This window comes from Streptosporangium longisporum (assembly GCF_039534895.1).
Classification (GTDB): domain Bacteria; phylum Actinomycetota; class Actinomycetes; order Streptosporangiales; family Streptosporangiaceae; genus Streptosporangium; species Streptosporangium longisporum.
In genome coordinates this window covers 1-21,085 of sequence record NZ_BAAAWD010000033.1, presented here as the reverse complement: position 1 = coordinate 21,085, position 21,085 = coordinate 1, and the positions used below count along the sequence as shown (strand labels likewise).

Annotated in this window: 22 protein-coding genes, 1 pseudogene and 1 riboswitch; of the genes and pseudogenes, 14 read left to right on the top strand and 9 right to left on the bottom strand. The window is 72.4% G+C overall.

The features are described from left to right. Positions 1–322: 322 nt before the first annotated feature. The 3 genes from ABD832_RS41865 to ABD832_RS41855 are packed head-to-tail and all read left to right on the top strand — an operon-like array spanning position 323 to position 2,735. Positions 323–1,009 (top strand): gamma-glutamyl-gamma-aminobutyrate hydrolase family protein, encoded by a 687-nt coding sequence (locus ABD832_RS41865; RefSeq protein WP_344908577.1) that lies wholly within the window; start codon positions 323–325, stop codon positions 1,007–1,009. Positions 1,010–1,041: 32 nt separating this feature from the next. Continuing rightward, positions 1,042–1,956, top strand: a complete 915-nt coding sequence (locus tag ABD832_RS41860) for an alpha/beta hydrolase (RefSeq protein ID WP_344908575.1) — start codon at positions 1,042–1,044, stop codon at positions 1,954–1,956. Then, complete coding sequence (locus tag ABD832_RS41855) at positions 1,953–2,735, top strand: enoyl-CoA hydratase/isomerase family protein (RefSeq protein ID WP_344908572.1); 783 nt, start codon at positions 1,953–1,955, stop codon at positions 2,733–2,735. Before ABD832_RS41860 ends, ABD832_RS41855 begins: the two co-directional genes overlap by 4 nt. A 122-nt stretch (positions 2,736–2,857) precedes the next feature. Here the strand turns inward: ABD832_RS41855 and ABD832_RS41850 are convergent, their stop codons facing one another. From ABD832_RS41850 to ABD832_RS41840, 3 genes are all read right to left on the bottom strand, one after another. Further along, positions 2,858–3,286 (bottom strand): SRPBCC family protein, encoded by a 429-nt coding sequence (locus tag ABD832_RS41850; protein WP_344908570.1) that lies wholly within the window; start codon positions 3,284–3,286, stop codon positions 2,858–2,860. Between the two features lie 68 nt (positions 3,287–3,354). After that, positions 3,355–4,536, bottom strand: coding sequence for an acyl-CoA dehydrogenase family protein (locus tag ABD832_RS41845; RefSeq protein ID WP_344908567.1), 1,182 nt, complete (start codon positions 4,534–4,536; stop codon positions 3,355–3,357). A 287-nt stretch (positions 4,537–4,823) separates the two neighbouring features. Further along, complete coding sequence (locus ABD832_RS41840; protein ID WP_344908565.1) at positions 4,824–5,456, bottom strand: class I SAM-dependent methyltransferase; 633 nt, start codon at positions 5,454–5,456, stop codon at positions 4,824–4,826. Between the two features lie 271 nt (positions 5,457–5,727). On the opposite strand from ABD832_RS41840, the gene clsA reads away from it, so the two are divergent. The 8 genes from clsA (at position 5,728) to ABD832_RS41800 (ending at position 15,812) form a co-directional block, all read left to right on the top strand. After that, complete coding sequence (gene clsA, locus ABD832_RS41835) at positions 5,728–6,324, top strand: cardiolipin synthase ClsA (RefSeq protein WP_344908563.1); 597 nt, start codon at positions 5,728–5,730, stop codon at positions 6,322–6,324. Between the two features lie 3 nt (positions 6,325–6,327). Then, positions 6,328–8,829, top strand: a complete 2,502-nt coding sequence (locus ABD832_RS41830) for a sugar phosphate nucleotidyltransferase (protein ID WP_344908560.1) — start codon at positions 6,328–6,330, stop codon at positions 8,827–8,829. Between the two features lie 319 nt (positions 8,830–9,148). Next, the gene (locus ABD832_RS41825) at positions 9,149–9,661 is read left to right on the top strand and encodes a double zinc ribbon and FHA domain-containing protein (protein WP_344908558.1); all 513 of its coding nucleotides are present in this window, start codon (positions 9,149–9,151) and stop codon (positions 9,659–9,661) included. Between the two features lie 26 nt (positions 9,662–9,687). Beyond that, positions 9,688–10,338 carry a transcriptional regulator FtsR gene (gene ftsR, locus ABD832_RS41820; protein ID WP_344908555.1) on the top strand — a complete coding sequence of 217 codons (651 nt, stop codon included), beginning with the start codon at positions 9,688–9,690 and terminating at the stop codon, positions 10,336–10,338. A 77-nt stretch (positions 10,339–10,415) separates the two neighbouring features. Next, on the top strand, positions 10,416–10,886 hold the full coding sequence (locus ABD832_RS41815) for a bifunctional nuclease family protein (RefSeq protein ID WP_344908553.1): 471 nt from the start codon (positions 10,416–10,418) through the stop codon (positions 10,884–10,886). Positions 10,887–11,030: 144 nt separating this feature from the next. Further along, complete coding sequence (locus ABD832_RS41810) at positions 11,031–11,651, top strand: MerR family transcriptional regulator (protein WP_413224850.1); 621 nt, start codon at positions 11,031–11,033, stop codon at positions 11,649–11,651. Between the two features lie 15 nt (positions 11,652–11,666). Further along, positions 11,667–11,758, top strand: a riboswitch (glycine riboswitch). A 173-nt stretch (positions 11,759–11,931) separates the two neighbouring features. Next, positions 11,932–14,787, top strand: coding sequence for an aminomethyl-transferring glycine dehydrogenase (gene gcvP, locus ABD832_RS41805; RefSeq protein WP_344908550.1), 2,856 nt, complete (start codon positions 11,932–11,934; stop codon positions 14,785–14,787). A gap of 215 nt (positions 14,788–15,002) precedes the next feature. Continuing rightward, positions 15,003–15,812, top strand: coding sequence for a tetratricopeptide repeat protein (locus ABD832_RS41800; protein ID WP_344908548.1), 810 nt, complete (start codon positions 15,003–15,005; stop codon positions 15,810–15,812). 137 nt (positions 15,813–15,949) lie between these two features. Here the strand turns inward: ABD832_RS41800 and ABD832_RS41795 are convergent, their stop codons facing one another. After that, positions 15,950–16,297 carry a hypothetical protein gene (locus tag ABD832_RS41795; RefSeq protein WP_344908546.1) on the bottom strand — a complete coding sequence of 116 codons (348 nt, stop codon included), beginning with the start codon at positions 16,295–16,297 and terminating at the stop codon, positions 15,950–15,952. A gap of 145 nt (positions 16,298–16,442) precedes the next feature. Between ABD832_RS41795 and ABD832_RS41790 the strand changes: the two genes are divergently transcribed. Beyond that, the gene (locus ABD832_RS41790; protein ID WP_344908544.1) at positions 16,443–17,036 is read left to right on the top strand and encodes an alpha/beta hydrolase family protein; all 594 of its coding nucleotides are present in this window, start codon (positions 16,443–16,445) and stop codon (positions 17,034–17,036) included. Between the two features lie 154 nt (positions 17,037–17,190). On the opposite strand, the gene ABD832_RS41785 is transcribed toward ABD832_RS41790, so the two are convergent. The 3 genes from ABD832_RS41785 to ABD832_RS41775 form a co-directional block, all read right to left on the bottom strand. Beyond that, complete coding sequence (locus ABD832_RS41785; RefSeq protein ID WP_344908614.1) at positions 17,191–17,382, bottom strand: DUF5999 family protein; 192 nt, start codon at positions 17,380–17,382, stop codon at positions 17,191–17,193. 560 nt (positions 17,383–17,942) lie between these two features. Further along, positions 17,943–18,095 carry a hypothetical protein gene (locus ABD832_RS41780; RefSeq protein WP_344908542.1) on the bottom strand — a complete coding sequence of 51 codons (153 nt, stop codon included), beginning with the start codon at positions 18,093–18,095 and terminating at the stop codon, positions 17,943–17,945. Positions 18,096–18,224: 129 nt separating this feature from the next. After that, on the bottom strand, positions 18,225–18,533 hold the full coding sequence (locus ABD832_RS41775) for a TetR family transcriptional regulator (protein ID WP_344908540.1): 309 nt from the start codon (positions 18,531–18,533) through the stop codon (positions 18,225–18,227). A gap of 307 nt (positions 18,534–18,840) precedes the next feature. Here ABD832_RS41775 and ABD832_RS41770 point away from each other — a divergent pair, with 307 nt between their 5' ends. Continuing rightward, on the top strand, positions 18,841–19,068 hold the full coding sequence (locus ABD832_RS41770; protein WP_344908538.1) for a hypothetical protein: 228 nt from the start codon (positions 18,841–18,843) through the stop codon (positions 19,066–19,068). Positions 19,069–19,502: 434 nt separating this feature from the next. After that, positions 19,503–19,714: pseudogene (locus tag ABD832_RS41765) on the top strand (MbtH family protein). A 179-nt stretch (positions 19,715–19,893) separates the two neighbouring features. Here ABD832_RS41765 and ABD832_RS41760 read toward each other — a convergent pair. Together ABD832_RS41760 and ABD832_RS41755 are read right to left on the bottom strand one after the other, a co-directional pair. Further along, complete coding sequence (locus ABD832_RS41760) at positions 19,894–20,550, bottom strand: sigma-70 family RNA polymerase sigma factor (RefSeq protein WP_344908536.1); 657 nt, start codon at positions 20,548–20,550, stop codon at positions 19,894–19,896. Beyond that, complete coding sequence (locus tag ABD832_RS41755) at positions 20,508–20,951, bottom strand: hypothetical protein (protein WP_344908534.1); 444 nt, start codon at positions 20,949–20,951, stop codon at positions 20,508–20,510. The genes ABD832_RS41760 and ABD832_RS41755 overlap by 43 nt, the downstream gene beginning before the upstream one ends. Between the last annotated feature and the right edge of the window lie 134 nt (positions 20,952–21,085).

Sequence of the window (21,085 nt, the reverse complement as noted above, 5' to 3'; positions counted from 1 at the left end):
AAATCTAACTTTCCGTAATTGGAAAGTTATTTTGTGTCATTACCGAATCCGGCTCGCCCGATAAACTTGAAAAGGAATCACGTTCGCCTTTACAGGCGTCTTTACAGGTGGTGAGGGGATTCGTCGGCTCTGCGTTCCCGGTGGCCGGAGGGGTGAACGCGCCCCGCGGTGACGGTCAAGGGCTCCGGGCGAGACGACACTGATACCTCTGATACATGACATGACCGAAATACGGTGCGCCATGATAGGGGATCTGCTGGAGATGGGATCGGTACCGTCCGAAACAGGGGTGCCGGCTCGCGTACGGCCCTGGGGAGAACGCATGTCCCGACCCTTGATCGGTATCACCGCCCACCTGGAGGCCGCCCGCTGGGGTGACTGGGTCAGGGAGGCCGTGCTGTCGCCGGCGTCGTACGCGCGGGCCGTGGAGAAGGCGGGCGGCGCGCCGGTGCTGCTGCCCCCGCTCGGCCCGGCCACGGCCGACGACCACGTCCGCGGCCTGTCCGGCGTGATCCTGGCCGACGGGGGCGAGCTGGACCCGGTCCTGTACGGGGCCGGCCGCGAGGAACGCGTCGACGCCCCCCAGCCGCACCGCGACCGCTTCGAGCTGGCACTGGCCCGCGCCGCCGTACGGGACGGCCTGCCGCTGCTCGCGGTGGGCCGGGGCATGCACGTGCTGAACGTCGCCCAGGGCGGCACCCTGATCCCCTGGCTGCCCGACGTGGTCGGCCACGACCGGCACGCCGCCCCCGGCGCGCACCTCGTCCGGATCGGCGCCTCCAGCAGGCTCGGCACGGCGCTGGGCGACCAGATCGAGGTGACCGCCCCGCACCACCAGGCGATCAGGCGGCTGGGCACCGGGCTGCTCGCCGTGGCCTGGGCCGACGACCAGATCGTGGAGGGCGTCGAGCTCCAGGGGCACCCCTTTTGCGTGGGCGTGCAGTGGCCGTCCGCGCGCACCGGGGACGACCGGCTCGTCGAGGCGCTGCTGCGGGCCGCCCGTCCCTGACCGCGCGCGGATCGGGCGGGTAGGGTGCGTCCATGCCCTTGCACCCGCAGGCCGAGGCCTACCTGAACGCCTTCCGGACCGACCTCGGGGTTCCCCTGTCGACCCTCACCCCCGAGACGATCGCGCAGCTGCGGACGATGGACGCCTTCGCCGAGCAGCGCGGCCCGATCGTCCCCCTGGCGCGGGTCAGGGACGACGTGGCCGCGGGCGTCCCGGTCCGGGTCTACCGGCCCGAGGAGGGGGACCGCCCCCTTCCCGCGCTCGTCTACCTGCACGGCGGAGGCTGGGTCTTCGGGAGCGTCGACCGCAACGACGCCCTGGGCCGCGACCTCGCGGCGCGCACCGGCGCGGTGGTGGTCTCGGCCGACTACCGGCTCGCCCCCGACCACCCCTTCCCGGCCGCGGCCGACGACGCCTGGAGCGTCGTGCGGGACGTGTTCGAGCGCCCGGACGCCTACGGGGCCGACCCCGCCCGCGTCGCGGTCTGCGGCGACAGCGCCGGGGGCAACCTCGCGGCCGTGGCGGCCTGGCAGGCCAGGGACGCCGGGCTGCGGCTGGTCCACCAGGTGCTCGTCTACCCGATCGCCGACGTGGCGATGGACACCCCGAGCTACCGTGACCACGCCACCGGCTTCGGCCTCGGCGCCGACGAGATGGCCTGGTTCATCTCCTGCTACGCCGGGGACCCGGCCGATCCCCGGCTCGCGCCGGTCCGGCTGGCCGACAAGAGCGGGCTGGCCCCGGCGACGGTGATCACGGCCGAGTGCGACCCGCTGCGCGACGAGGGCGAGACCTACGCCGCCCGGCTCGCCGAGGCCGGGGTGCCGGTCGAGACCAGGAGGTACGAGGGCGCCATCCACGGCTTCTTCGGCCTGCCCGGCTTCTTCGACCAGGCCGCCGAGGCGCGCGAGTACGCCGCGGCCCGGCTGAAGGAGGCGTTCCGGTGAGGGAGTACGAGAAGCTCAAGACCGACTGGGCGGCCCCCGGCGTGCTCAGGGTCGTGATCAGCGAGCCGCGCAGGCTCAACGCGGTGGACATGACCGGTCACCGCGAGCTGGCCGAGATCTGGCGCGAGGCCGACCGCGACGACGAGGTGCGCGCGGTGCTCGTCCGCGGCGAGGGCGAGGCGTTCTCCGCGGGCGGGGACCTGTCCATGATCGAGGAGATGACACGCGACCACGCCGTCCGCATGCGCGTCTTCACCGAGGCCCGCGACATCGTCTACAACGTGATCAACTGCTCCAAGCCCGTCGTCTCGGCCATCCACGGCCCGGCGGTGGGCGCCGGGCTGGCCGTAGCCCTGCTGGCGGACATCTCGGTCGCGGGCCGCACCGCGCGCATCATCGACGGCCACACCCGGCTGGGGGTCGCGGCCGGGGACCACGCCGCCATCGTCTGGCCGCTGCTGTGCGGCCTGGCCAAGGCCAAGTACCACCTGTTGCTCTGCGAGCCGGTGACCGGGGAGCAGGCCGAGGCGATGGGCCTGGTCAGCCTCTGCGTCGACGACGACCTGGTGCACGAGCGGGCCCTGGAGATCGCGGTCCGGCTGGCCGAGGGCTCCGCCGAGGCGATCCGGCTGACCAAGTACTCCCTCAACAACTGGCTCCGCCTGGCCGGTCCCTCCTTCGACGCCTCGCTGGCCATGGAGTTCCTCGGCTTCACCGGGCCGGACGTGGCCGAGGGCGTGCGCGCCCTGCGCGAGAAGCGCCCGCCGTCCTTCGGCTGAGCCTGGAGCGCGTGCCCCGGGTCGTCTCCCCGGGGCCCGGTGGCGGGCCGCGTACCGGCACGCGCGGGGCCGGGGCCATCGTGCCCGGGGCGTCGTGCGGGACCGGGTCACGCGGGACCCGGTCAGGTGCCGGGACGGAACCGCCCGTGCAGAGCGGTCAGCCCGGGTTCGAAGACGCCCTTGACGATGACCCTGTTCATCTTCGCCACGTCGTCGGCGGCGAAGGTGGCCGACCACTCCACGAACGCCCGGCCGCTGTCGGTGACCGGCGACACCCGGTAGACCGCGCGGTAGTCGCTGACCGGCAGCGGCCCCTCCAGGATCTCGTACGTCGCCGAACGGGAGTCGTCGTCGAGGGTGAGCAGGCGCTCCCTGAAGACCCCGCCGAGCCCCTCCAGCCTGCGCACCGTACCGGGCCGGGAGCCGCCGCCCTCCTCGACCTCACAGCGGTCGATCCCCGGCAACCACTCGGCCACGTTGCCGAAATCCCTCAGATAACCCCACACCTCGTCGGCGGAGGCGTCGACCACCGTGCTGGCGTACGCGGACATCGGCCACTCCTTCGTGCTCGTCCGGATACCGACCGTGGTCATGCCCGCCCGTCCCGCCCGGCAACCGGTCAGAAGCTCCGGGGGAGCCCGAGCACCTGGGTGGCCAGGTGGTTGAGCAGCAGTTCCTCGGTCACCGGGGCGACCCTGCCGATGCGGGCGTCGGCCAGCAGCCGGGCCACCGGGTACTCCAGCGAGTAGGCCATGCCCCCGTGCGTCTGGAAGGCGTGGTCGGCCGCCTCCCACGCCGCCTGGGAGGCGGTCAGTTTGGCGATGTTGGCCTCGGTGCCGCAGGGCAGCCCGCGGTCGAACAGCCAGGCCGCCTTGTAGAGCATCAGCCTGGCCAGCTCGATCTTCGCCTTGACCTGGGCGAGCGGGAAGGCGATGGCCTGGTTGGCGCCGATCGGGCGGCCGAAGACCTCGCGCTCCTTCGCGTACCGCACGGCGACCCGCAACGCCACCTCGGCGCCGCCGAGCGCGGACGCGGCCAGCAGGATGCGCTCGGGGTTGAGGATGTCCCACAGCACCCGCGCGCCCTGGTCGACCTCGCCCACCACGTTGCGCTCCGGCACCCGCAGCTCGTCGATGAAGACCATGTTGGACGGGGTGGTGTTGGCCCCCATCTTGGGGATCGGCCGGAAGGACAGCCGCCCGGCGGCGACCGCCTCGGGGACGTTCACCAGCAGGACGGTCATGCCGTTGCTGCGCGGCCTGGCCTCGGCGGCCGGGACGGTCCGGGTGACCAGCAGCATCCAGGTGGCGCGCTGCACGCCGGTGATCCAGATCTTCTGGCCGGTGACGACGAACTCGGCACCGTCGCGGCGGGCGAAGGTGGAGATGCCCAGGGCGTTGGACCCGGCGTCCGGCTCGGTGAGCGCGAAGCAGGTCTCCAGCTCGCCGGTGGCCAGGGAGGGCAGCAGCTCGTCGCGCTGCCACGCGCTGCCGTGCCTGGTCAGGGTGAGCGCGCCGAACCCGGGGGTGAGCACGTAGGTGAAGGCCGACCCTCCGGCCGAGCCGGAGGCCGAGAGGGTCTCGGTGGCCACGGCCAGCTCCAGCAGGCCCTGGCCGCCGCCGCCGTACTCCTCGGGGACCGCCAGGCCGAGCCAGCCGCCCGTGGCCAGGTCCCGCCACACCTCCTCCGGCCAGCGCTTCTCGCTCTCGCAGCGCTGCCAGTAGTCGAGGTCGTAGCGGGCGCAGATGTCGCCCACGCCGCGCTGGACCGCCAGGGCGCTCTCCGGAAGGGTGAAGTCCACGGTGTTCAACTCCGTTCTCGTCGGGGCGCAATGATAGAACCAGATTCGGTTCCCTTCCGGGGACACGCCTCCCGTTCCGTCAGGTCCCCCGGGTCACGCGCCCGTCCGGCAGGCCCTTCACGGGCCGTCCCTTCACGGCCCGCCCCGCGCCGACCGTGAGCCTTCCCGTCCCCGAGCCCCGTCACCGCCCCTTCGCCGTCCCGCCGTCGCGACCCCGCGCCGTCCCGTACCGTCCCCGGTCCGCGCCGTCACCGCTCCGCGACCCCGCGGGGCTGCGGATCACCGGGTCAGGCCGGTGAGCCCGATGAACCCGGTGAGGCGGCCGAGACCGCCAGGCGGGGCCGGCGCGCGTGGTAGACGAAGGCCGGGGGCACGTTGCGCCAGACCGTCCGGCCCGGCACGACCTCCTCGAACGTCTCCGTCAGCCGCCTGCGGAAACGCCGCGCCGGGGGCAGGCGCTTGGCGAAGCTGTAGGCGAAGGTGGTGAAGGCCGTGTGCGGCGTCATGACCGCGGTGACCGCGTCCAGCAGCAGGGTCTGCGTCTCCTCGGAGAACGCGGCCCAGGGCAGCCCGCTCACCACCACGTCGGCGCCGGCCAGGCCGCGCTCCCGCAGCAGCTGCGGCAGCCGTGCCGCGTCGTCGACCACGACCTCCACCCCGGGGTTCCTGGAGGCCAGGAAGTCGGCCATCCGCGGGTTGATCTCGATGGCCAGGTGGTGGCCCCGCCCTCCCAGCCGGCGCTGGATCTCCGCGGTGAACGCCCCCGTGCCGGGGCCGAGCTCGACGATCACGGGGTCGCCCCGGTGCGGGACCGGTGAGGTCACCGTCTCGGCGAGCCGCCGCGAGCTCGGTGCGACCGCTCCGACCGTGCCCGGTGAGCGGATCCACTGCCTCAGGAAGAGCGCGGTGTCATTGGTCATGGTGTGAAGGCTAAGGGGTCGGACGGGAGATCTGGCGCGTCATCGGCGGTTGTTTCGGTCGTACCCGGAGGATCCCCTCCTTTCAGGAGGATCGGCCCGTTCCGCTTCCGACCTCCTGTTCCGCTCCCCGCCTCCGGCCCGGCGCCCGTCCCCGTCGCCGGCGGAGCCCTCCGTCCCCGTCCGTTCCGGGGCCGAAGCGGGGGTGGCCGTAGGGCCGTGCGGGCCCCGCACGGGTAGGGTCGGCATCAGGCGCGGGGGAGGGAGACAGCCGGTGAATCCGGAGGCATCGGGAGCCGAAGATCGTATCTGGACGGTTCCCAACGCGTTGAGCCTGGCCAGGCTCCTGGGCGTGCCCGTCTTCCTCTGGCTGGTGCTCGGCCCGAAGGCCGACGGCTGGGCCGTCGCGCTGCTGATGCTGGCGGGCTTCTCCGACTGGCTGGACGGGAAGATCGCCCGTGCCTGGAACCAGACCAGCAGGCTCGGGCGGCTGCTCGACCCGCTGGCCGACCGGCTCTACATCCTGGCCACCCTGTTCGGCCTCGCCATGCGCGAGATCATCCCCTGGTGGCTGGCCCTGGCCATCCCGCTGCGTGACGTGATGCTGCTCGGCATCCCGCTCATCCTGCGCCGTCTCGGGTACGGCCCGGCGTTGCCCGTGCACTTCCTCGGCAAGGCCGCGACCGCCAACCTCCTCTACGCCTTTCCCCTGCTCTTCCTCGCCTACCACGACCTCTGGTACGCCACGTTCGCCGGGATCGTCGGCTGGTCCCTGGCCATCTGGGGCACCGGCCTGTACTGGTGGTCGGGCGTGCTGTATTGGGTACAGGTGCGTCAGCTGGCACGCGAGGCCAAACGCCTTAAGAGGTGATCTGTGAAGGCCGTCGTCATGGCGGGCGGGGAGGGGACACGGCTCCGGCCGATGACCGCGAACCAGCCGAAACCCCTGTTGCCCGTGATCAATCGGCCGATCATGGAGCATGTGCTGCGCCTGCTGAAGCGGCACGGCTTCACCGAGACCGTGGTCACCGTGCAGTTCCTGGCCGCCCTGGTCCGCAACTACTTCGGTGACGGCGACGAGCTCGGCATGAGCCTCTACTACGCCACCGAGGACACGCCGCTGGGCACCGCGGGCAGCGTCAAGAACGCCGCCGACCGGCTCCGCGACGACCGCTTCCTGGTCATCTCCGGCGACGCGCTCACCGACATCGACCTGACCGACATGATCCGCTTCCACCGTGAGAACGGCGCGATGGTCACGATCGGGCTCAAGCGCGTCCCCAACCCGCTGGAGTTCGGCATCGTCATCGTCGACGACCAGGGCCGGGTGGAGCGCTTCCTGGAGAAGCCCACCTGGGGCCAGGTCTTCTCCGACACCGCCAACACCGGCATCTACGTGATGGAGCCCGAGGTCCTCGACGAGATCGCGGCCGGGGAGTCGGTGGACTGGTCGGGTGACGTGTTCCCCCGGCTGCTGGAGCGCGGGGCCCCGCTCTACGGCTACGTGGCCGAGGGCTACTGGGAGGACGTCGGCACCCACGAGAGCTACCTCAAGGCCCAGGCCGACGTCCTGTCGGGACGGGTCAGGGTCGACATCGACGCCTTCGAGGTCTCGCCCGGCATCTGGGTCGCCGAGGGCGCCTCGGTGGACGCCGACGCCGTCCTGAAGGGCCCGCTCTACATCGGTGACTACGCCAAGGTCGAGGCCGGGGCCGAACTGCGCGAGTACACCGTGCTGGGCAGCAACGCGGTGGTGCGGGAGGGGGCCTTCCTGCACCGCGCGGTCGTCCACGACAACGTCTACGTCGGGCCCAGCGCCCACCTGCGCGGCTGCGTGATCGGCAAGAACACCGACCTGATGACCGCGGCCCGGGTCGAGGAGGGCGCCGTCGTCGGGGACGAGTGCATCATCGAGGCCGAGGCGTACATCTCCTCCGGGGTCAAGATCTACCCGTTCAAGACCATCGAGGCCGGGGCGGTGATCAACAACAGCGTCATCTGGGAGCCCCGCGCCCAGCGCAACCTGTTCGGCCCGCGCGGGGTCTCCGGCCTGGTCAACGTGGAGATCACCCCCGAGCTGTGCGTACGGCTGGCCAGCGCCTACGCCACCACCCTGAAGAAGGGCGCCTCGGTCATCACCTCCCGCGACTCCTCCCGCGCCGCGCGGGCGCTGAAGCGGGCGGTGATCAGCGCGCTGAACGCCAGCGCGATCAACGTGCTCGACCTGGAGGCGGCCCCGCTGCCGGTGGCCCGCTTCCACACCGCCAGGGAGAAGGCGGTCGGCGGCATCGCGCTGCGCACCACCCCCGGCGACCCGCAGAGCGTCGACATCGTCTTCATGGACGAGAACGGCGCGGACCTGTCCCCGGCGGCCCAGCGCAAGCTGGACCGGGTCTTCTCCCGCCAGGAGTTCCGCCGCGCCTTCCCCGGTGAGATCGCCGAGCTGAGCTTCCCGGCCAGGTCGGTGGAGGACTACACGCACGAGCTGCTGCGCCTGGTGGACATCAGCGGGGTCCGCGACGCCGACATGAAGGTCGTGGTCGACTGCGCGGGCGGGACGTCCTCGCTGGTGCTGCCCAGCCTCCTGGGCCGGGTCGGGGTGGACGTGCTGACCGTCAACAACCGGCTGGACGACGCCTCGCCCACCGAGACCCTGGCCGAGCGCCGCCGCGACCTGCAGCGCCTGTCGGAGCTGGTCAGCTCCTCCAGGGCGGCCTTCGGGGTGCGCTTCGACCCGGTGGGGGAGCGGGTCGCGCTGGTGGACGAGATGGGCCAGCTGATCAGCGAGGAGCGGGCCCTGCTGGTGGTGCTCGACCTGGTCGCGGCCGAGCGCCGCGGCGGCCGGGTGGCGCTGCCGGTCACCACCACCCGGGTGGCCGAGCAGGTCTGCAGGTTCCACGGCGTTCAGGCCGAGTGGACCGCCACCGCGATCGACGCGCTCACCGCCGCGGCCAGGGGGCCTGAGATGATCTTCGCCGCGGACGGGCGCGGGGGCTTCATCGTCCCGGAGTTCGGGCCCACCGTGGACGGCCTGGCGGTCTTCCTGCGCCTGCTGGGCCTGGTGGCAAGGACCCGGCTCTCGCTCAGCCAGATCGACGCCAGGATCCCCGAGGCCAGGCTGCTGCGCCGTACCGTGCCGACCCCGTGGGCGGCCAAGGGCGCGGTGATGCGCTCGGTCATCGAGGCCGCCGAGCACCACCTGATCGACACCACCGACGGGGTACGGGTGGTCGCCGAGGACGGCGGCTGGGCCCTGGTGCTGCCCGACCCCACCGAGGCGGTCACCCACCTGTGGGCCGAGGGCTTCGACGTCGACTCCGCCCAGGCCATGATCGAACGCTGGGCCCGGGTGGTCGAGGAGGCCGCCGGGGGCTGACGGCCCCCGGGGCGTCCCCGGTGGGAGGCCTCAAAAGAAACGGACATCAAGAACGAAGAGCGCTTCAGCCCCGTTGTCGGGCGTTGTGGACCGAGCGAATGCGACAAACACAGCGCGGCACCATGGACCGGGGACGTACCCCGCTGTAACTTTGTCACCGACCGTACCCGCGGTTCAGCGTCAGCCTTGACCTTCGCGTCTCATCACTGTATGTTGCGGCATTCGCAGTCTGAGAAATCCCTTGAGAAGCGAAGAAGCGAGGCGCGCGCATCACTGAGCACCGTTGCCGCGTCTTCGCGGTAGGAGGCCGAGCCGATCGATGCCGAGCGTCTACTGCACGCAGTGCGGTCATGCCAATCCTGAGGATGCCCGTTTCTGTTCACGATGCGGGTCGCCGCTTACCAGGTCCGACACACCCGGAGACAGCACGTCGACGATCTCCCTCTCCGGGATCGAGGCCTACGAGGCGGAGACCGGGGAGACGCTTCTCGCCGAACGGCAGGCCGTGGAGCAGTTGCCTCCGGGCAGCGCGTTGCTGGTGGCGATGCGCGGCCCGAACGCCGGCAGCCGATTCCTGCTCGACAGCGACCTCACCACCGTGGGCCGTCACCCCGAGAGTGACATCTTCCTCGACGACATCACGGTCTCGCGCCGCCACGTGGAGTTCTACCGGCGCGGCGGCGGGGTCTTCACCGTCCGCGACGTCGGAAGCCTGAACGGCACCTACGTGAACCGCGAGCGCATCGAGGAGGTCCCGCTCTACGGCGGGGACGAGGTGCAGATCGGCAAGTTCCGCCTGGTCTTCCTCACCCGCGGCGCCGCTGGAGGATGATGAGCTCGCAGGCCGCTCGTGCGCACATGAGCATCGGGGAGGTGCTCGCCCTCCTTCAGGGCGAGTTCCCCGATGTCAGCATCTCCAAGATTCGCTTCCTGGAGGGCGAGGGGCTGATCGAACCGGAGCGCAGTCCCTCCGGGTACCGGAAGTTCACCTACGCCGACGTCGAGCGGCTGCGCTACATCCTCAGCGAGCAGCGGGACCGCTACCTGCCGCTGCGCGTGATCAAGGACCGGCTGGAGGCCGCCGACCGCGAGGAGCGCCCCGTGGCCCGGCCGCGGGCCGTCCCGGACGAGGGGCCCGGCGAGATCCGCCTCACCCGCGACGAGCTGTTGAGCGCCGCCGAGCTCGACGAGGAGACCCTGGCCGAGCTGGAGGACTACGGGCTGCTGGCCGCCGTGGCCCGCTACTACGACGCCGAGGCGCTCGCCGTGGCCCGCAGCGTCGGGGCCCTGGCCGCCTTCGGCCTGCGCGCCCGCCACCTGCGGGCCGTCAGGGCCGCCGCGGAACGCGAGGCCGGGCTGGTGGAGCAGGCCGTGGCGCCGCTGCTGCGCCGCCGCGGGCCGGGCGCGATCGACCAGGCCGACGAGACCGCCAGGGAGATCTCCGGCCTGTTGCTGGAATTGCACGCCTCGCTCCTGCGTTCGGGCGTTCGTGGGGCGCTGGGCCGGTGAGAACCTGACCAGGCACTCGTACCCCACGAGTGTTACGTTGAACAAACCGGTCGGAATCCAGCGAAGCGGAGCAGCCCGTGTTGCAGATGGAGGTCGTGGGCGTTCGAGTCGAGATGCCCTCCAACCAGCCGATCGTCTTGTTGAAGGAGGCGCAGGGAGAGCGTTACCTGCCCATCTGGATCGGCATGACCGAGGCCACGGCGATCGCCATGGCCCAGGCCGAGGAACCACCGCCTCGGCCGCTGACCCATGACCTGTTCCGGGACGTGCTCGAGGGGCTCGGCGTCCGGCTGAACACGGTCAACATCGTCGCCCTGCGCGACGGGATCTTCTTCGCCGACCTCGTCTTCTCCAACGGGGTGGAGGTGAGCGCGCGTCCCTCCGACTCGATCGCCTTGGCACTGCGCACCGGCGCACGTATCTTCGCGAGTGAGGAGGTGGTCCGGGAGGCAGGGGTGATCATTCCCGACGACCAGGAGGACGAGGTGGAGAAGTTCAGGGAGTTCCTTGACACGATCACGCCCGAGGACTTCGGCCGCGCGGGGTAGGAATTTCGGTGCATTTACGCTTCACGACGCGCCGGGTGGGGTCGTTGACTGGACTTGGCCCCAGTCCTACGGTGCAAGTGAAACCCACGGCCGTGCGTAAACCCCCAGATCAGGCCGTGGGATGAGAGAAAGCCGGAGGTCCGCGTGGCGGTCAGCAGCGGCGAGGGTAGAAACGCCGACCAGGATGACCCGGAACGGCGCCAGTCGGCACGTCAGCGCGCGGGTGAAGAGGGTCTGCTGTTCGACGGGGAACCGGTGAACACGCCCGCCGACCTCGGCTACCGGGGCCCGACGGCCTGTTCCGCGGCCGGGATCACCTACCGGCAACTCGACTACTGGGCCCGTACCGGCCTGGTCGAGCCCACCGTGCGGGCCGCGCACGGCTCGGGTTCCCAGCGGCTGTACGGCTTCCGCGACATCCTGGTCCTCAAGGTCGTCAAACGCCTGCTCGACACCGGCGTCTCCCTTCAGCAGATCCGCATCGCCGTACAGCACCTGCGCGACCGGGGGGTCAACGACCTCGCCGGGATCACCCTGATGAGCGACGGGGTCAGCGTCTACGAGTGCACCTCGCCCGACGAGGTCATCGACCTGCTCCAGGGCGGTCAGGGAGTCTTCGGCATAGCGCTCGGACGGGTGTGGCAGGAGGTGGAGGGCTCCCTCGCGGATCTTCCCGGCGAACGCGCGGAGTCGGGCGGGGGCCCTTTAGGCGATCATCACGCCGATGAGCTCGCCCGGCGTCGCAGAGCACGACGAACAGGGTAAACTCGGACTCGCCACTGACCCTGTGCGGGAGAGTCCCCGGCACGACCGGGGCGCCGAAGGAGCAACCTCCCCGGAATCTCTCAGGCACCCTGTACCGCACGGACGAGGCAACTCTGGAAAGCAGGCACACCGGCCAGGTGTGCCTCACCGACGGTGCAAGCCTCCCCTCATGGGCAGGTGAAGCTCTCAGGTCGCGGCCCAGGCCGCGATGACAGAGGGGGAGACTCCGGTCGCACGCCCGCGCCCGGCGCCGGTCTCCACCCCGTCTGGGAGGCTTTCCATGACCGATCTGTCCCCGCTCGGCGAGCTCGCCGCCCCGCCGTTCGCGACCCGTCACATCGGGCCCGACGACGCCGAGCAGACCCGCATGCTGGAGGCGGTCGGCTTCGCCTCCGTCGCCGACCTGGTCGCGGTGGCCGTGCCCGAGGCGATCCGCTCGGCCGAGCGGCTGAACCTGCCCCCGGCGGCCTCCGAGGCCGAGGCCCTGGCCGAGCTGCGCGTCCTGGCCGGGCGCAACACCGTGATGACCTCGATGATCGGCCTGGGCTACCACGACACGATCACCCCGGCCGTCATCCGCCGCAACCTGCTGGAGAACCCGGGCTGGTACACCGCGTACACGCCCTACCAGCCGGAGATCTCCCAGGGCCGGTTGGAGGCCCTGCTCAACTTCCAGACCGTGGTCTCGGACCTGACCGGCCTGGACGTCGCCGGCGCCTCCCTGCTGGACGAGGCCACCGCGGCCGCCGAGGCGATGACCCTGGCCCGGCGCGCGGGCCGCAGCCCCTCGAAGGTGTTCGTGGTGGACGCCGACGCCCTGCCGCAGACCAAGGCGGTGCTGCGCACCCGCGCTGAGCCGCTCGGCATCGAGCTGGTCGAGAGCGACCTGGCCGGCGAGCTGCCCGACTGCTTCGGCGTGCTCGTGCAGTACCCCGGCGCCAGCGGCCGGATCCGCGACTTCCGCGGTGTGTCCGAGGCCGCCCACGCCCGCGGCGCCCAGGTGGTTGCCGCCGCCGACCTGCTCGCCCTCACCCTGCTGGCCGCCCCCGGCGAGCTCGGCGCCGACATCGCGATCGGCTCCACCCAGCGCTTCGGCGTCCCGCTGGGCTTCGGCGGCCCCCACGCGGCCTACATGGCGGTCCGGGACGGCCTCCAGCGCCAGCTTCCCGGCCGCCTGGTCGGCGTCTCCCAGGACGCGGACGGCCGCCCGGCGTACCGCCTCGCGCTGCAGACCCGCGAGCAGCACATCCGCAGGGAGAAGGCCACCAGCAACATCTGCACCGCCCAGGTCCTGCTCGCGGTGATCGCCGGCATGTACGCCGTCTACCACGGCCCCGAGGGCCTGCGCAGGATCGGCCGCCGCACCCACCGCCACGCCGTGGTCCTCGCCGAGGGCCTGCGCCAGGGCGGCGTCGAGGTCGTGCACGACACCTTCTTCGACACCGTGCTCGCCCGGGTGCCCGGCCGGGCCGCCGCGATCGTCGCCACCGCCCGCGACAACGGGGTGAACCTGCGGCTGGTCGACGACGACCACGTGGGCGTCACCTGCGACGAGCGGACCGAGCTGCTGCACCTGGAGCAGGTCCTGGCCGCCTTCGAGGTCGCCGGCGTCGTCCCGGCCGACCTGGACGCCGCCGCGCACGACGCGCTGCCCGACGCCCTGGCGCGGACCGGCGAGTACCTGACCCACCCGGTCTTCCACGCCCACCGCTCCGAGACGGCCATGCTGCGCTACCTGCGCAGGCTCCAGGACAAGGACGTCGCGCTCGACCGGTCGATGATCCCGCTGGGCTCCTGCACCATGAAGCTCAACGCGACCACCGAGATGGAGCCGATCACCTGGCCCGAGTTCGCGGGCCTGCACCCCTACGCCCCCACCGACCAGGCCCGGGGCTACCTGGAGCTGATCGCGGAGCTGGAGCGCTGGCTGGCCGAGGTCACCGGCTACGACGCCGTGTCGCTGCAGCCGAACGCCGGCTCCCAGGGCGAGTTCGCCGGCCTGCTGGCCATCCGCGCCTACCACGCCTCGCGCGGCGAGTCCGAGCGCGACGTCTGCCTGATCCCCTCCTCCGCGCACGGCACGAACGCCGCCAGCGCCGTCATGGCGGGCATGCGGGTGGCCGTGGTGGCCTGCGACGACGAGGGGAACGTGGACCTCGGCGACCTGGTCGCGAAGATCGGCAAGCACCGTGACCGGCTTGCTGCGATCATGGTGACCTACCCGTCCACGCACGGCGTGTACGAGGAGACGATCGTCCGGGTCTGCGAGCTGGTGCACGAGGCCGGCGGCCAGGTCTACGTCGACGGCGCCAACCTCAACGCGCTGGTCGGCCTGGCCAGGCCGGGCGAGTTCGGTGCGGACGTCTCCCACCTGAACCTGCACAAGACCTTCTGCATCCCGCACGGCGGCGGCGGCCCCGGGGTCGGGCCGGTCGCGGTCCGCGCCCACCTCGCCGACCACCTGCCCGGCCACCCGCTGCGCGAGGGCACCACCGTCGGGCCGGTCTCGGCCGCCCCGTACGGCTCGGCCGGCATCCTGCCGATCTCCTGGGCCTACATCCGGATGATGGGCGCCGACGGCCTCAAGGCGGCCACCGAGCAGGCCATCCTGTCGGCCAACTACCTGGCCCGCAGGCTCGGCCCCCACTACCCGGTCCTCTACACCGGCCGCGGCGGCCTGGTGGCCCACGAGTGCATCGTGGACCTGCGCCAGATCACCAAGGAGACCGGCGTGACCGTCGACGACGTGGCCAAGCGCCTGGTCGACTACGGCTTCCACGCGCCGACCATGTCCTTCCCGGTGGCCGGGACGCTGATGATCGAGCCGACCGAGAGCGAGGACCTGGCCGAGCTCGACCGGTTCTGCGAGGCCATGATCGCCATCCGCGGCGAGATCGCCAAGGTCGCCTCGGGCGACTACGACAGGACCGACAACCCGCTGCGCAACGCCCCGCACACGGCCGGCAGCCTGACCGCCGACGAGTGGGAGCACGGCTACACCCGCACCGAGGCGGCCTACCCGCTGCCGTCGCTGCGCGAGGGCAAGTACTGGTCGCCGGTCCGGCGCATCGACCAGGCCTACGGCGACCGCAACCTGGTCTGCTCCTGCCCGCCGCTGGAGTCCTACGAGGACTGATCCCGCCCGCGCGGTCGCGGGGGACGTTCGCGGGGGATCCGGCGGCCCCGGGCGCTCCGCCACACGGCGCCCGGGGGGCGTTCCGGGCCGCGCGCGGAGCCGGTCCGGATCGCGCGAACCCCGTGCAGGCCGCAGATCCACGCGGAATGGGCCGGGACGGACGGTGCCCCGAGTCGTTAGGCTCGGGGCGTCTCCGTATCCGGGAAGGACCCTGCATGCCTGAGGTGGACACCCGTCCCTTGGACACCGCGCGAAGACTGGCCGAGTCCGGCGACCTCGACGCCGCCGCCACGATCTTCGCGGAGCTGGCCGCCGACCCCGACGAGCCCGACCGCGCCCAGGCGGCGGTGGGCCTCGCGGTCGTGCTCGAGGAGCGCGGGGACGTGCCCGGCTCCCGCGCGGCCGCGCGCACCGCGCTGGCGACCGGGCACCCGGAGTTCGCCGCCCAGGCGGCCTGCCTGCTCGCCGGGAGCTTCGAACGGGAGGGCCTGACCGCCCAGGCACGCGCCGCCTGGCAGGCCGCCCTGGGCGTCGGCCACCCCGACTACGTCCCCCCGGCGCACATGGGCCTGGCCAGGCTCGCCACCGACGCCGAGGAGGCGGAACGCTCCCTGCGCCAGGCCCTGGCCACCGCCGACCCGGAGATCGCCTCCCACGCGGCCCAGGAGCTGGCCGAGGGGTTCCTGGAGGAGGGCGACCCGGGCGAGGCCGCACGGGTGCTCATGGAGGCCCTCTCGGTGCCCGAGGTGATCGAGGCGGCGCGGCTGAGGGTGATGCTCGGCATCGCCCACCTGGAGCTGGCGTGCGCCGAGTTCTCGGCCGCGATCGAGGAGGGCGGCGACGGCGGCGACGGTGGGGGCGGCGGCGATACCGAGACCGGCGCGCTGGCCATCGAGCTGCTGGCCCGCACGCTCCCGCTGCGGGGGCGGGACGAGGACGCCGAGCGGGTCTGGCGCTACGGCCTCGACAGCGCCGACGCCGACCTGGCCGGGGAGGTCAGGCTCCGGCTCGACCGGGACCTGTGAGCCGGGACGGCGCCCATCGACATCGATCGGCACCGATCGGTACCGGCCGGTGCCGGTCCCTGCCGGTCGCCGGGGCGGGGCGGTCGCGTTCCCGCGGCCGTCCGCGGCGGGGGGACCACCGCGAGCGGGCAGGCGCGTCAGTCGCGTCCCCGCCAGCCGTTCACGGCGTGGGCGAAGTTGATCGCGACGATGCCGGCCCAGGCCAGCAGCAGCCCGGCGGTGCCCGCCTCGGCCGCCGCGACGACGGTCAGCGGGACGCCGATGCCCATCGACCCCAGCGCGATCGCGACCGACGGGTTCCTGCCCCCGCGCCGTGCCTTCGACGCCTCGGCGGCGTACACCTCCGCGTGCACCCGCTGGGCGATGGTCGCGTCGAGGCGCGACACGAACGACTCGATCAGCGCCGCCTCGTACTCCGGGCCGAGATCCCGGCGAGCCTCGACGGTGGCGCGCATGTCCTGGCGGATATCGTGATGATTCTGCACGCTCCGATTGTTCCCCCCGCCCGCCCGCCTGACATCGGTCGTTAGGACGAGATCCGTGTCCCTCTCCCGGCCCCGGTCCCCTGACGGGGTCCCTCCCAGGTCCCACGACGGCGTCCCCGGGGCCGCGTCCCTCCGGACGGTCTCCGTGGAGATCACGACCCCGCACGGGCCGGCCCGGGCAGAGATCGACGAGGTGGCCGGCCCGCGTTTCCTGTTCGTGCTGACCCACGGCTCGGCCGGGGGAGTGGACGCCCCCGACCTGCTGGCCGTACGGGACGCCGCGACGGCGATCGGCGCGACGGTCGCCCGGGTCCTGCAGCCGTTCCGGATGCGGGGGGCTCGCGCGCCCGGCTCGGCCGTCAAGCAGGACGAGGCGTGGCGGGCGCTGGTGGCGGAGCTGCGCGGGCGCTACCCGGGGCTGGCCCTGGCGCAGGGCGGCCGGAGCAACGGGGCCAGGGTCGCCTGCCGTACGGCGGAGGCGGTCGGGGTCCGCGCGGTGGTGGCGCTGGCGTTCCCCCTGCACCCGCCGAAGAAGCCGGAGCGCTCCCGTGCCGCGGAACTGCGCGCGGCCGGGGTCGACGTGCTGGTGGTGAACGGGGACCGCGACCCGTTCGGCGTGCCCGAGGCGGCGGACGCCGCCCGCCTGGTGGTACTGCCGGGCGAGGGGCACGACCTCGCGAAGGATCCCGCGGGCGTGGGCGAGCTGGTCGCCGGGTGGCTCGACGCGACGATGGGATGACGATGGGACGACGACGGGGGTGACGACGGTGTCCGGGGCGGGTGACCCGTCCCTGTGACCGGATCCGGCCGTCACGTCCCCCGGGGAGGGGCCTGCCGGGGCGGGCTCGGTGCGAACCGGCTCCCTCCGGCGGCCCGGCGGGGTGACCCGATGGTCAGCCGACGCCCACCAGGGGCCGGTGTGGCTCGATGACGGCACCGTCGGGGAGGAGCTCACCGGTGTCGTCGAACAGCACCACACCGTTGCAGAGCAGGCTCCAGCCCTGCTCGGGGTGGGCCGCCAGGGTGCGGGCGGCTTCGCGGTCCAGCGCGTCGGCGGACGGACAGGACGGCTCGTGCGGGCACATCGGCGTGCCTCCGGATCTCTCGTGTCGGCTCACCCGGGTCACATCGGGCATGGAGTGGGCATCGGACATCCGGCGGCACCGTCACCGATGGGACTCCGTTCCCACGTGTGACGGGGGACGAGCATCTGAATGTTGACATATGACCATACAGGCGCCCGTAACAGAACGAGGCCCGTACATCAAGCAGATCAAGTGTGCGATCGATCGCACCTTGGCGACATAGCCCGTTAGGACTGTTTGTGAACCGGAGGGGGCCAGTCCGTCGGGGCCGTATCAGGTGATGTGACCTATAACACAGCATGCCTGATATAAGGACATTCGACCAAGGGTGACACGCCGAGCGGAGAGTAAACGATCGATGACGGATCCCTGACACGCCGGGGAACCCGCCCGTGGCCCGTCGTCCGGCCGCTCCCCGCGGGTCCGGGCCCGCACCGGTGCGGCCGGTGTTCCCCGTCCCCGGGCCGGATCGGCGTGGTGCGGCCCCGGCCCCCGCAAGGAGTGGCAGGACGGCCGGGACGGTCCGGCCGGGGCGCGGCGGAGGGGTGGCCGGGACACGCTCATCCCCGGGCGCTCAGGCCGGCCAGCAGGGCCTCCAGCCCGTGCTCGAAGTCGGCGTCCGCGCCGGGGCTGCCGCCGCCCCGGGACGGAGGGCGCCAGGGCTCGTCGTCATCGTCGGCGGGCTCGGCCCAGCCCGACTGCTGCACCTCCACCGCCACCGCCCCGAACACGTAGGCCCGCAGCGCGCGTACCGCGGCCGGGGGCGTCGGCGATACCGGCGTCGGCCAGCTGGTCGGTCTGCTCCCTGATCGCGATCGCGGCCCGGCCCCTGGGAGGCTTGGTCAGGGCCAGCGCCAGCACCCCGGGGTGCTCCCTGAGCGCGGCGCGGCTCGCCGGCACCAGGCCCTCGCGCTCTCCTGCCAGGTCGCGGCGGGCTCGACGTGGACGGTGGTGACGTGCTCGGCCAGGGCGTCCATCAGGGCGTCCTTGCCGAGCGGCAGGTGGTGGTAGATGGCCATGGCCTCCACCTGGAGCGCGTCGCCCAGCCGCCGCATCGTCAGCCGCCGCAGCCCCTGTCCGTCGGCGATGTGCAGGGCGGCGTCGATGATGCGCTCCCGGGAGAGCGGTACGGGTGGTCGCTTGGCAGGCATGTGATCATCCTGCCCACCTTCACCTTACTGCGTAAAGGACGGCGCGCCGGGGAGTCCGGCCTTCCGTCCGTGCCGGTCGGGAGCGCGGGACCGGGATGATGGGCCGGCGCGGGACGGCGTAGGCTACGAGCGGTGATCTGCCGGAGAAGGGCCCGGCGGCCGGTGAGAGAGGGTGGACGATGGCGTTTTTCCGACCGCGCGTGAGCCGGGAGGCGGAGGTTCGTCACCACGCCGACCAGGAGGTCGGGAAGGGCTTCCCCGAGCTTCTGGAGAGAGGGCGCGCGCCGCCGAGGCGGAACTGCGCAGGGTGCAGGCCGCCGCGTCCCCGGTCGAGGTGGTGCGGGCGGCCGGTCTGGCCTTCGACAAGGCGCTGACCGAGGCCCTGCGCGCGGCCGAGGCCAACCAGCGCGCGACGTTCGGGGTCAGGTCCTACGACGACCGGATCCGCCGCCGCAGGGCCAGGGCCACCCCGAGGGGGCCGGGTGGACCGACGAGGTCAACCGGCTGCGCACCATGCGCGAGCGGAACCGGCTGACCGGCATTCCCCGGGTCCCGCGCCCGGTCCAGGCCTCGGCCGCTGACCCCTTCCCCGTCCCCCGCCGTCCGGACGGCGGGGACCGGGTCGTTCGCTCCCTCGCCGCCCGTCACCGCGCTCCGCGCCGGCGGGCGGCTTCGTCGTGCCCGGACGCCTGGACGTGGGCGTTTCCGGCACCGGGCGGAGGGCTGTGATCCGGCTCATGGCGGGGACGCTTGACATCGACGTCGATTCGGTCGATTTTAGGTAAGCCTTTCCTAATGACGGTGCGGCGAACCCGTGACCGCTCGCCCGGTGTCACACCGGAAGAAGCGGGCCGCGGGCCTCACCGTGCCGTCGTGTCCTTTCGCCATGGCGTGCCCGGGTCCTCTCCCGGGCGCGCGTCCCACGCTCCCCGGCCCGGCCGTCCGGGAGCCCGTCGCCGGAGGTACCCGATGACCAACCCCTTCGAGGACGAGGACGCGTCCTACCTGGTGCTGGTAAACGCCGAGGGGCAGCACTCGCTGTGTGGCCCGCGTTCGCCGACGTCCCCGCGGGCTGGGAGGTCGCCCACGCCGAGGACTCCCGCGCCGGATGCCTGTCCTACGTCGAGAGCTCCTGGGCCGACATGCGTCCCCGCAGCCTCGTCGCCCGGATGGAGGGCTGAGCCTCTCCCGGCACCCGGGCCCGGACCCCTGAGGGACCCGACGATCTCGAGGCCCGGGGTCCCTGGGGCACGGGAACCGCCGCAGGGAAGCCCCGTACACGACGAAGGGCGCCGTCGCGGACCGTGAGGTCTCGCGGCGGCGCCCTTCGCGACGGGTCAGGAGACCCGGGGGCCGGTCGTCAGCTGCGCCCAGGTCGAGCACGCGGGCGGGTGTTGCTGGGGTGACGGAGCTTGGACAGCGACTCCTTCTCCAGCTGGCGGATGCGCTCGCGCGTCAGGCCGAGGTGCTTGCCGATCTCGTCGAGGGTGTGGGGCTTCGCCGTCGACGAGGCCGAAGCGCAGGGCCATGATCTTGGGCCTCCCTGGGGGAGAGGTTGCCGAGCACCCCGCGAAGCTGCTCGCCCAGGAGCTGGCGGTCGACGACCTCCGACGCCTCGGGCGAGTCGACGTCCTCGATCAGGTCGCCGATGGTGGTCTCGCCGTCGTCGCGCGATGGTGGCGTTGAGGCTGATCGGCTGGCGGCTGGTGCGCAGCAGCTCCTCGATCTGGTCGGGGGTCTTGTCCAGCTCGACGCCCAGCTCCTCCGGCGTGGGTTCGCGGCCCAGCCGCTGGTGCATGTCGCGCTCGACGGCGCGAGAGCTTGGAGAGCATCTCCAGCACGTGCACCAGGTCAGCCTGATGGTGCGGGCCGAGTCGGCGAAACCGCGCTGGATGGCCTGGCGGATCCACCACATGGCGTAGGTGGAGAACTTGTAGCCCTTGGTGTAGTCGAAACTTCTCTCCACCGCGCGGATCAGGCCCAGGTTGCCCTCCTGGACCACGTCGAGCAGGGCCATGCCCCGGTCGGTTGTACTTTCTTGGCGACGGAGACCACCAGGCGGAGGTTGGCCTCCAGCATGTGGTTCTTGGCCCCGGCGGCCGTCCTCGGCGATCCACTCCAGGTCGTCGCGGGGCGGAGGCGGACAGGCCCGGCTCGGCCTCCAGCTTGGCCTCGGCGTACAGCCCGGCTCGATCGCTTGGCCAGCTCGACCTCCTGGGCGGCGGTGAGCAGGGTGCGGGCGGCCGATCGACTTGAGGTAGTGTGCACCGAGTCGCCCATGACCGAGGACTGGTCGTCCAGGTCCATCGCCGGCTCCGCCTCGAGCTCCTCCACGGCCTGCACGGCTTCCACGGCCTCCAGCTCGGCGGCCTCGGGCACGTTCAGCTCGTCCAGGTCGGCAGGGACGCCGTCGGACACCGTCGACGGTCTCGGCGGTCTTGTCCGTACCCGCGGCGGCCTTGACGGCGCGCCTTGGTCGCGGTCCTGCTCTTGGCGGGAGACGCGCCGGCTCGGTCGCGGTTCTTCCTGGCGGGGGGCGGCCTTGGCCTTGC

What these genes read in the sequence shown, in the direction of transcription:
- ABD832_RS41865 (WP_344908577.1), top strand. Translation starts at nt 323, where the DNA reads ATGTCCCGACCCTTGATCGGTATCACCGCCCACCTGGAGGCCGCCCGC.
- ABD832_RS41860 (WP_344908575.1), top strand. Translation starts at nt 1,042, where the DNA reads ATGCCCTTGCACCCGCAGGCCGAGGCCTACCTGAACGCCTTCCGGACC.
- ABD832_RS41850 (WP_344908570.1), bottom strand. Translation starts at nt 3,286, where the DNA reads ATGTCCGCGTACGCCAGCACGGTGGTCGACGCCTCCGCCGACGAGGTG.
- ABD832_RS41840 (WP_344908565.1), bottom strand. Translation starts at nt 5,456, where the DNA reads ATGACCAATGACACCGCGCTCTTCCTGAGGCAGTGGATCCGCTCACCG.
- ABD832_RS41825 (WP_344908558.1), top strand. Translation starts at nt 9,149, where the DNA reads ATGCCGAGCGTCTACTGCACGCAGTGCGGTCATGCCAATCCTGAGGAT.
- ftsR (WP_344908555.1), top strand. Translation starts at nt 9,688, where the DNA reads ATGAGCATCGGGGAGGTGCTCGCCCTCCTTCAGGGCGAGTTCCCCGAT.
- gcvP (WP_344908550.1), top strand. Translation starts at nt 11,932, where the DNA reads ATGACCGATCTGTCCCCGCTCGGCGAGCTCGCCGCCCCGCCGTTCGCG.
- ABD832_RS41800 (WP_344908548.1), top strand. Translation starts at nt 15,003, where the DNA reads ATGCCTGAGGTGGACACCCGTCCCTTGGACACCGCGCGAAGACTGGCC.
- ABD832_RS41785 (WP_344908614.1), bottom strand. Translation starts at nt 17,382, where the DNA reads ATGTGCCCGCACGAGCCGTCCTGTCCGTCCGCCGACGCGCTGGACCGC.
- ABD832_RS41775 (WP_344908540.1), bottom strand. Translation starts at nt 18,533, where the DNA reads ATGCCTGCCAAGCGACCACCCGTACCGCTCTCCCGGGAGCGCATCATC.
- ABD832_RS41760 (WP_344908536.1), bottom strand. Translation starts at nt 20,550, where the DNA reads ATGGCCCTGCTCGACGTGGTCCAGGAGGGCAACCTGGGCCTGATCCGC.